General features: G+C 52.3%; 4 protein-coding genes and 2 pseudogenes. All 6 read left to right on the forward strand.

All coding sequences use genetic code 11. From position 1 onward, the window contains the following. A pseudogene (locus LG003_RS21905) lies at positions 1 to 6,309 on the forward strand (hemagglutinin repeat-containing protein); the annotation flags it as partial. A gap of 619 nt (positions 6,310 to 6,928) precedes the next feature. Further along, the gene (locus LG003_RS21910; RefSeq protein WP_011145468.1) at positions 6,929 to 7,192 is read left to right on the forward strand and encodes a hypothetical protein; all 264 of its coding nucleotides are present in this window, start codon (positions 6,929 to 6,931) and stop codon (positions 7,190 to 7,192) included. A gap of 263 nt (positions 7,193 to 7,455) precedes the next feature. Further along, positions 7,456 to 7,743, forward strand: a complete 288-nt coding sequence (locus tag LG003_RS21915) for a hypothetical protein (protein ID WP_240000893.1) — start codon at positions 7,456 to 7,458, stop codon at positions 7,741 to 7,743. Further along, a complete protein-coding gene (locus LG003_RS21920) occupies positions 7,740 to 8,042 on the forward strand; it encodes a hypothetical protein (RefSeq protein ID WP_112879647.1) in 303 nt (100 codons plus the stop codon). The genes LG003_RS21915 and LG003_RS21920 overlap by 4 nt, the downstream gene beginning before the upstream one ends. Before the next feature lie 2 nt (positions 8,043 to 8,044). After that, positions 8,045 to 8,596, forward strand: coding sequence for an immunity 42 family protein (locus LG003_RS21925; RefSeq protein ID WP_157975445.1), 552 nt, complete (start codon positions 8,045 to 8,047; stop codon positions 8,594 to 8,596). A 217-nt stretch (positions 8,597 to 8,813) separates the two neighbouring features. After that, positions 8,814 to 9,056 (forward strand): annotated as a pseudogene (locus LG003_RS23580) (VENN motif pre-toxin domain-containing protein); the annotation flags it as partial. Between the last annotated feature and the right edge of the window lie 410 nt (positions 9,057 to 9,466).

A 9,466-nucleotide genomic window follows, 5' to 3' on the forward strand; every position in this document is an offset into this window, starting at 1 on the left:
CTGAATAATCAGGAGGGCACCCTTGCCGGTAACGGTAACCTGAACCTTAAGGCAACGACCGTCGATAATCGTCATGGCAACATTGTGGCTGCCGACAAGGGCTCGCTGACACTGACGGTCAAAGACACGCTGGACAATCAGGCGGGCCGGCTGGAAGCGGGTAACGCGCTCCGGCTCAGCGCTGCCCAACTGGATAATCGCCGGGGTAGCCTTGTGGCTACCGGGGACAGCGCCACCCTGACCATTGGCAAGGCCATTCAGAATGCCAATGGTCATCTTGAAGCCAAAACCCGACTGACTACAACCAGCCAGACACTGGATAACACGCAAGGCGTGTTGCTGGCGCAGCATATCAACAGCCAGACCACCGGCCAGCCCTTCATCAATACGGCGGGACAGGTGATAGCCGGGGACACCCTGACCTTAAACAGTGGTGAACTGGATAATACGGCGGGGCTGTTACAATCCGGCCGCGAGATGGCCGTTGATACCCACGGGCATGGGCTCATTAATACCCGCAATGCCGACCAAAAAGGAGGCCGGTTGTTAAGCGGCGGGCAGTTAACCCTGCGTACCGGCGACATCGATAACACCGGCGGCATGATAGCCGCGGACGGCAAAACGACGCTGACCAGCAGCATGCTCAACAATACTCAGGGACAGATAGCCGGGAATGGCGGGCTGGACATTCACAGCCGACAACTCACCAACCGCGAGGGTACCTTACAATCCGCAGACGTCCTTAACTTGGATACCGACGGGCAGTTACTGGATAACCAGCAGGGCCAGATTCTTGGTGAAGGCAAAACCACCGTCACCAGCGGCCCGCTGGACAATCGCCACGGTCATCTGCAAGGCGGACAGTTAGTTATCGACACCCGACAGGCGCAGACCGATAACCGGGACGGCAAATTGTTGTCGGCCGGTACGTTCAACCTAAAAACCCAGCGGCTCGACAATCGTCACGGGCAGGTACAAGCCGTGGGCGACACCACTCTTAATGTTGAAACCCAAACCGATAACACCGGCGGCCTTATCCGTGGTGGTCAGCAATTGACCTTGAGCACCACTCACTTGATTAATCGCGACACGGCGCAGACGGATAAAGGACTGGAAGCGCAAAACCTGACGGTCAACGCCCAACAGGCGGACAACCGCCAGGGGGCTTTACGGGCGGCCGACCATCTGCAAGCGAACATCAGCCAGACCTTGGATAATATCCAGGGGTTGGTCTCTGCGGGCAAACAGCTCACCATCAACAGCGAGGCTCAGCAACCGCATCTGAGGATTAACAACCCACAGGGCACCCTGATTGCCGGGAAACAGGTGGATATTAACGCCGAGGCCCTCAGCGGTGACGGCCAACTGTTATCGCAGGGGGATATGGCCGTCACCTTAACCGAGGATTTTCACCATACCGGCAACACGGCGGCCAATGGCAATTTGACCCTGAAAACCACCGGCAATCTCCTCAATGACCGCCAGATAAAAGCCGGTCGGGCGCTGCATCTTGACGCCCGCAATCTCACCAACAGCGCCGCCGGTGAAATCAGCGCCGGACAAACGCAAATCAAGGTCCACGATACGCTGAACAATACCGGATTGATTGACGGCGGCCTGACCCATCTCACGGCTAACACCCTGAACAATACCGGCACCGGGCGCATTTACGGCGACCAACTCGCCCTCCAGACGGGCACGCTGAATAATACCGCGCAGGACGGCAAAGCCGCCGTGATTGCCGCGCGTGACCGGCTGGATATCGGGACTGGAACGCTTAACAACCAGCATCATGCCCAGATTTACAGCGTGGGCGATATGCACATTGGCGGCCAGTTGGACAACAGCCTGACGGCCACCGGTCAGGCCCGTGAGCTCAATAACCACGCGGCGACAATTGAGGCCGGGAAAAACCTGAAAATTCAGGCTGAGCAGATTCACAACACCAACGCCGGTCTGGTCACCCAAGTTGTCGAAACAGAAAAATCACGACATCACGATGCGGTATTGAGCGGCCAGACCACCCGCTATGACTGGTCGCAGGTGGACACTTCCCGCCACAACAAATACGGCGTGCACGATGCCATCATGCCGGACGGCAGCCGCAGTAATGACTTTTACGAATATCAGTACACCCGCACTGTCAAGGAAACTCAGGTCAAACAGAGTGACCCGGGTAAAATTCTGGCGGGCGGCAATATCACGCTCAACAGTGCGGAAGTCACTAATCACGACAGCCAAATTGTTGCCGGCGGCGAGCTGAACGGCGAAATAGGCGAACTGCACAATATAGCCACTCAGGGGGAACGCATCACCACCGATAAAGGTCGCCAGACTCACTGGTATGCGAAAAAGAAACGACTTAAGCCCAGATTCCGCGGTACTAAAACCTCGCAGGGAAAAAGCCGCAGTGGTTATCACCCTGCCCCGGTGATAGAAACGATTGACCTGAAAACGCTGGCCTGGCAGGACCATACCCGTCCACAGAACACCGATATCACGATTACAGACCGACAGACCGGTCAGATACACGCGGCTCCCACGGCGGTCAAACCGGTGAGCGGGATAAACGACCAGCCTCTGGTCTTGCCCCCCGGCCAGCCATTTGAACTGAGTTTGCCCCCGGAGACGGTGAAAGGACAAACAGTCGATCCGGTGATACGCGTGGTGACTCCTAACACCCGCCTGCCGGATAACAGCCTGTATACGGTGCAACCGGGCAGCGACAGCCACTATCTGGTCGAGACCGACCCGAAATTCACCCAGTATAAACAGTGGCTGGGCTCGGATTATATGCGGCAACAGTTAACCCATGACCCGGCGCTGGTTCACAAACGCCTGGGGGATGGGTTCTACGAACAGCGGCTGGTGCGGGACCAAATCACCCAACTGACCGGCCGGCGTTATTTGCCCGGCTACAACAACGACGAAGCACAGTTTAAAGCGCTGATGGATGCCGGAATTGCCTTTGGCCAACAGCAACAGTTAACGCCGGGCGTCGCCTTAAGTCCGGCGCAGATGGCATTGCTGACTTCGGATATTATCTGGCTGACTAACCAAACCGTGACCTTGCCGGATGGCACTACCGAGGTGGTCACCGTACCGCAGGTGTATGCGCGTGTCCGTCAGGGCGACCTGAGCCGTGATGGCACCTTGCTGGCCGGTAATACCGTGGCGCTTAACAGTCAGGGCGATATCACCAACAGCGGCACGATTAGCGGGCGTGACGTCACCCAACTGACCGCCAGCAACCTGACCAACAGCGGCTTTATTCGCGGCGGCAAAGTGGATTTGACGGCCCAACAAACGCTCACCAACCGGGGCGGGCAGATTCAGGGAGATGACCGGGTAACGTTGAAAGGTCGCGATATCACCAGCGCGTCTACGTTACGCGGGGATGAGGCTAACCGCTGGCTGGACCGTCCGGCGGGGATTTATGTGCAGAACGATAAAGGCACCTTATCGCTGAGCGCCATCAACAATGTCCAATTAACCGCCAGTGACATCAAAAACGCCGGTAAAGACGGTCGCGCCGAGATAACGGCAGGCCATAACCTGACGCTGGATACCCTAAGCACACACCGTACAGAACAGGGGAATTGGGGGAAAGATAACTATCGCCATCTGACCCAACAACAGGATATCGGCAGCCAGATAACCGGTGCCGGTGAGGTGACCCTGCAAGCCGGGCAGGATTTGACCGCCACCGCCGCTCACGTCAATGCCGGTCAACACCTGACGGCGCAGGCCGGGCATAACCTGACGCTGACAACCGGTACCGCCTCATCCGACTTAGTGGAGCACAGTAAACAGACCAGCAAAGGCTGGCTGTCGAAGTCGTCGGTGGAAATCCACGATGAAGTGCACGACCGGCAGGCGCTCAGTACCACATTCAGCGGCGATAAAGTGACTTTACAGGCCGGTAAAGACCTGCATATCAGCGGCAGCAATGTGGCAGGCACGCAAGATGTCAGCCTGAACGCCGGTCATCAGCTTACCGTCGCCACCGCCGCAGAATCTCACGGTGAAACCCATTTGCGGCAGGAGAAAAAATCGGGCCTGATGGGCACGGGCGGGATTGGTTTTACCGTTGGCAAAGCCAGCCAGAAAACCACCACCGACAGCGACAGCCAGCTTAGCAAAGGCAGCACGGTCGGCAGCAGCCAGGGCAATGTGGTTCTTAATGCGGGAGAACAACTCCGTATTCACGGCAGTGAGGTGATTGCCGGTAAAGACCTGACGCTGACCGGTCAACAGGTCACTGTCACCAGTGCGGAAAACCGCAATCACACCACAACAAAAACCGAACAGAAACAGAGCGGCTTAACCGTGGCGCTGAGTGGCGCTGCCGGCGGGGCCGTCAACAGTGCGGTGCAAACAGCCAGAACCGCCCGCAATGAAAGTGACCTGCGCCTGAAAGCGTTGCAAAATACCAAAGCCGCGCTGAGCGGGGTACAGGCGACTCAAGCCGCCCGACTGGCGGAAGCTCAGGGCAGTGACAGCAGCAGCAATAACAACCTGGCCGGGGTGAGCTTGTCCTACGGTCGCCAGTCTTCCCGTTCAGAACAGCAGTCCCGTCAGACCACCCAACAGGGCAGCCATCTCACCGCCGGGGATAACCTCACGATAACGGCGCACAGTGACGATAAAGGGACATCAGGTTCGAACGGCGATATCCGCATTCAGGGCAGCCAGTTACAGGCGGGCAAAGACCTGAAACTCAATGCGAGTCGGGATATTGCGCTCTCATCCAGCCAGAACACCGAACAGACCGCCGGCAAAAACAGCAGCCACGGCAGCTCGCTGGGCGTGGGCCTGACCGCTGGACCCGGAGGCACCGGTCTGAACGTCTCGGCCAATGTCAGTCGGGGCAACGGCCGTGAAAACGGCAACGGCGTCAGCCACAATAACACCACGTTACAGGCGGGACAGACCGTTGAGCTAAACAGTGGCCGGGATACGACGTTAAAAGGGGCACAGGTGAAGGGTGAGCAAATTACTGCCGAGGTGAAACGCCATCTGTCATTGAGCAGTGAACAAGACAGCCAGCGCTATGACAGCCGGCAACACAACACCAGCGCGGGCGTCAGTGCCACTGTGGGTCCCCTCACCAACGGCACAGCGAGCCTCAATGCCAGCCGCAACAAACTGCACAGCAACTATGATTCAGTACAGGAGCAGACCGGGCTGTTTGCTGGTAAAGGCGGTTATCAGGTTAACGTCGGCGACCACACCCAACTGGATGGTGCAGTGATAGCAAGTACTGCCGACAAAGCCAAAAACACCCTGAACACCGGGACACTGGGTTTTAAAGATATTCAAAATAAAGCGGACTTTAGCGTTGAGCAGCAGAATGCGGGCGTCAGCCTCGGCCAACCAACCACCGGTCAGGTGCTGAATAATCTGGCGGTTAATGCGCTGACGGGGGCCCATAATCAGGGCCATGACAGCAGTACCACGCATGCCGCCGTCAGTGACGGCCACCTGATTATCCGGGATAAGGACCACCAAACGCAGGATATCGCGAACTTAAGTCGCGATACCGATAACGCCGCCAATGTCTTGAGTCCGATATTTGACAAGGAAAAGGAACAACAGCGGCTGAAACAGGCGCAACTGATTGGCGAACTCAGCGCCCAGATGACCGAGATAGCCGGGACGGAAGGGAAAATTATCGCGACCCAAGCGGCGAAAGCGAAACTCAGTCATATCAGTGAACAGGACCAAGCTGATGCCAAAGAAAAATTGATCAACGCAGGCAATCAACACCCGACTCTGGAGGATATCAATAAACAAATTTATGACACCGCTTACACGCAGGCGCTGAATGACTCCGGCCTGGGGACCGGCGGCAAATATCAAAAAGCGTTACAGGCGGCTACGGCAGCGATTCAGGGGCTAGCGGGGAACAATCTTGGTCAGGCGTTGGCCGGCGGTGCTTCGCCGTATCTGGCTGGCGTGATTAAAGAACTGACGACTGACCCACAAACCCATCAGGTGGATATCGCCACCAATACGCTGGCCCATGCGATTTTGGGCGCCGTGGCGGCGGAAGTCAGTGGCAACAATGCCTTGTCGGGAGCAGCCGGCGCTGCTTCTGGTGAACTGGCGGCTCAGGTATTGATTAAGCAACTTTACGGCGATAAGGCTAACGTCAGTGAGTTAACGGAGGAACAGAAACAGACTATCAGCACCCTCTCTACCCTGGCGGCTGGGCTGGCCGGCGGCATTGCCGGTGATTCCAGCGCCAGCGCCCTCACTGGTGCGCAGGCCGGGAAGAATGCGGCGGATAATAATGCCCTAAGTTTACCCAAAGGCATGGCAGATTACGGTCGGTCAGCATCCAGTCTGGCTGCTGCGATGTTAAATGAAGGTAAATCTCCCCAAGAGATTTCGGCTGCATTGTCAAAACATGCCAAAGGTGATCACCCGGAAGGGCAAGATCCGGCAAGAGGATTGTTAGTCGCTTGGGGTGCAGGTGCTTCTGCTGTGGGAGGGACTATAGTTGCGCCTGTTGCTGGGACCGCAGCCGTAGTGGGTGGAGCTTTACTTGGTGCAATATCTGACACCGGAAAACAGCTTATCACTATGAAACCAAACGAGAATTACAGCTATACTGACACGCTTATAGCTGCCGGAGTGGGAGCATTAACCCAAGGTAAAGGTTTGATATATACAGAAGGGGTAAATATTGGTGGAGCTTGGCTAGGTAGCAAGCTTAAAGGTGAAGATGCAACTGGAGCTGTTATAGGTGCGGCTGTTGGTACTGTAGCAGGTGCTAAAGGTGGAAAAATAATTACAGATAAACTGGCTCCTGTCGTTATCAGTCCTGTAGCGTCAGAAATAGGTGGGGCTATCGGAGGTACTGTTGTAGGTACAGTAATAGGCACTGGTATTGAAAACCAGATAAAAGAAAATGGAGCTAAAAATGGAAAATAAACGAATAGGATTAAAAGCTTTTATCCTACTTACAGCTTACTGGACATCGTTTATTTTTCTTTTGGCCTTTATTGCAGGGTTAGCTGTACCTGCATTTTATTATTTTGAAAATGGTTATTTTAATTATCATTGGAATGATTTTATTTACACTGCGAGAGTAGGAGTTGGTGCAGGATTGCCTGTTGGAATTGGAATTTGGGTATTGGCGAAGATAGAAGAAATTCGCAAAAGAAAATCCTCTTCAGATCCTTAGCTACTTAATTCCGGCCAATATAATCGCAAGTCTGGGTACAGCTTGTTGTCGATAATAATCACTTAAGCGTTGACCAGAATCGCTCAAGGAGCGAGGAACTGGTCAATTGTCAGGGAGATAGCAGTTGTCGTGCGACGGTCAGAGATAAATATCGGCAGGAATATGATCAGGTTCAGGCGCGGATAGCAACGTGTTCAGGCGCTGACCAGTGTGTTGCGGTTGCCAAAGAGCTGCGAGCATTACAGGGTGATTACAGTGCCCGGATGAGTGAAATTCAGGAAAAAGCCAGAATGCAGGGACTGGATTCCCTCACACCGGCAGAAGTGCGGGAATGGGCTGATTTACGGGGTGCGATGTCGAATATTGATGCCTCCCGCAATTTAGTGCTCCATCGTGCCCAAGTCACCGGTGGCTCAGAAGAAACGACCCAGGAAATCGTGAAGATTATGGGGCAGACGGGGATTGCGGCGTCTGCGGGGGTTGCCGGAGGGATCAGTAAAGCTGGCGCAAAAGGGGTAAGGGAAGTGCTATACCGGCTCCTGATCCTGTGACAACTAATAATGGATTAGTGTATAAATCAAACCCTAAACATACTCCAGGACAAATAGGTTATCACCATAATGCCGGGACTGAACCTAAAAATTCGATCGAATTGTTTGGCAATTCAGTTGCAAGTGGTAAAAAAAGATACGCATTGGATAGTAATGGTAATGTACATCAATTTACCAATACTAATGATGGTACGTGGCATTGGTCCGGTAGCACAGGTGATAAAAGTGCGGCATTAAGCAAGAGCGACGTTCCATCAGACGTTAAAAAGAAACTTGGTTTACCTGGAAAATGGAGATAATTATGATTTTTGGTGATCCAAATCATTTTGCCATACTTATAGAGTATTTATCTGATTGGAGTACAGAAAATGGATATAGAAATGGCTTATTTCATTTTTGTATAGATGGAAAACTGTATCCAAATAGTGCGAAAGTAGCAACATTAGGAGGAGATATCCTTTGTTTATCTGATAGTAATGCTTTGGTATTACCTGTTGAAAATAATAATATTTTCAATATGGAAAAAAAAGAAGCTTACTTCTCTATGTTAAAAACAATGTTGCCTGAACGGGCTGAACCAGAGAAAGAAGTATCAGACGATTTTGTTACTTCTTACAAATATCAAGCATCTACATATAATTTAGAAAATGACTGTTGTTATGTTTTTGCTGTATCTAATGGCAGTATGATAAGAATCTTAGGTGCAAAACTGAGTGTTTTAAATGGTAATGATGATGTTGGATATCATTGGGAGGAAATACTAAAACCACATGTTACTGATATTATTTTAGAAAAGGAAACAGTGAAAAACATTGTCACTTCTACAATAAATTATTATTACTGCCTAAAGTAAAATCCCCCCATGTGGACCGTACCCCAAATGTTGGATAACCATCTAACTCTAAAGGTGAGGTTCATCACATCAAGGCAAAGTGGCTTATCGAGCTGAAAAGTCGCGTCGGGGTGTTATTGGCCGGGAGTCAAACCGTACAGGGAAAAACAGGTTGTAACTGACTGAGTACCATAGAAAAAATAGGTGCTTGGCGGTCAACTTCGCACTGGAATGGGTTGTTGCTGACAATAATTTCTTAGGTAAACTGGTAACGGAAGGGTGTGCAATAGCTGCCCCATGCCGTGCCAAAGTGGCAGAGAAAGTCCTGGAGATAGGTGTTAAGGCGGGTATAACTGGAGTAGTAGCGAAGGAAATTGCTGATAAGATTTCTTCAGAAGACTTAGACCATCTGATTATGCTTCAGATGATGGGAAATGATGAAATTACACAGAGTTACCTAAATACACTTCAGAATAAATACACTCAAGTTGCTCATCCAACTGATCTACCAGAACATACCGGCGGTGATCAATCCGGTGATATCAGGAAATACCCTAATCATACCGGTGGAAACAACAGTTAGAGCCGGGTAGTATACCGAACCATACAGGCAATGAGGAGAATCGGTCTGGTATTACGCCAAATCATACCGGCAATACGGAAGGTAAGCCGGATACTGGCGGAAATACTACAATTACGCCGATCCCGGAAAAGCCGAATAAAGACGACTTAGCTTATCTGGCTCTGAAAGGAAAAGAAGCCCAAGAGGCAGCAGGGAAATTAGGCTTTGATCGGAGAATAGCTCCTCCTAAAGCACCATTTAATTCACATGGGCAACCTGTGTTTTTTGATGGTAAAACCTATATTACTCCCGATGTTGATAGCCATAAT

Origin of the sequence: Photorhabdus kleinii, assembly GCF_025384885.1 — a bacterium.
Lineage (GTDB): Bacteria > Pseudomonadota > Gammaproteobacteria > Enterobacterales > Enterobacteriaceae > Photorhabdus > Photorhabdus kayaii.

What these genes read in the sequence shown, in the direction of transcription:
- LG003_RS21925 (WP_157975445.1), top strand. Translation starts at nt 8,045, where the DNA reads ATGATTTTTGGTGATCCAAATCATTTTGCCATACTTATAGAGTATTTA.
- LG003_RS21915 (WP_240000893.1), top strand. Translation starts at nt 7,456, where the DNA reads ATGAGTGAAATTCAGGAAAAAGCCAGAATGCAGGGACTGGATTCCCTC.
- LG003_RS21910 (WP_011145468.1), top strand. Translation starts at nt 6,929, where the DNA reads ATGGAAAATAAACGAATAGGATTAAAAGCTTTTATCCTACTTACAGCT.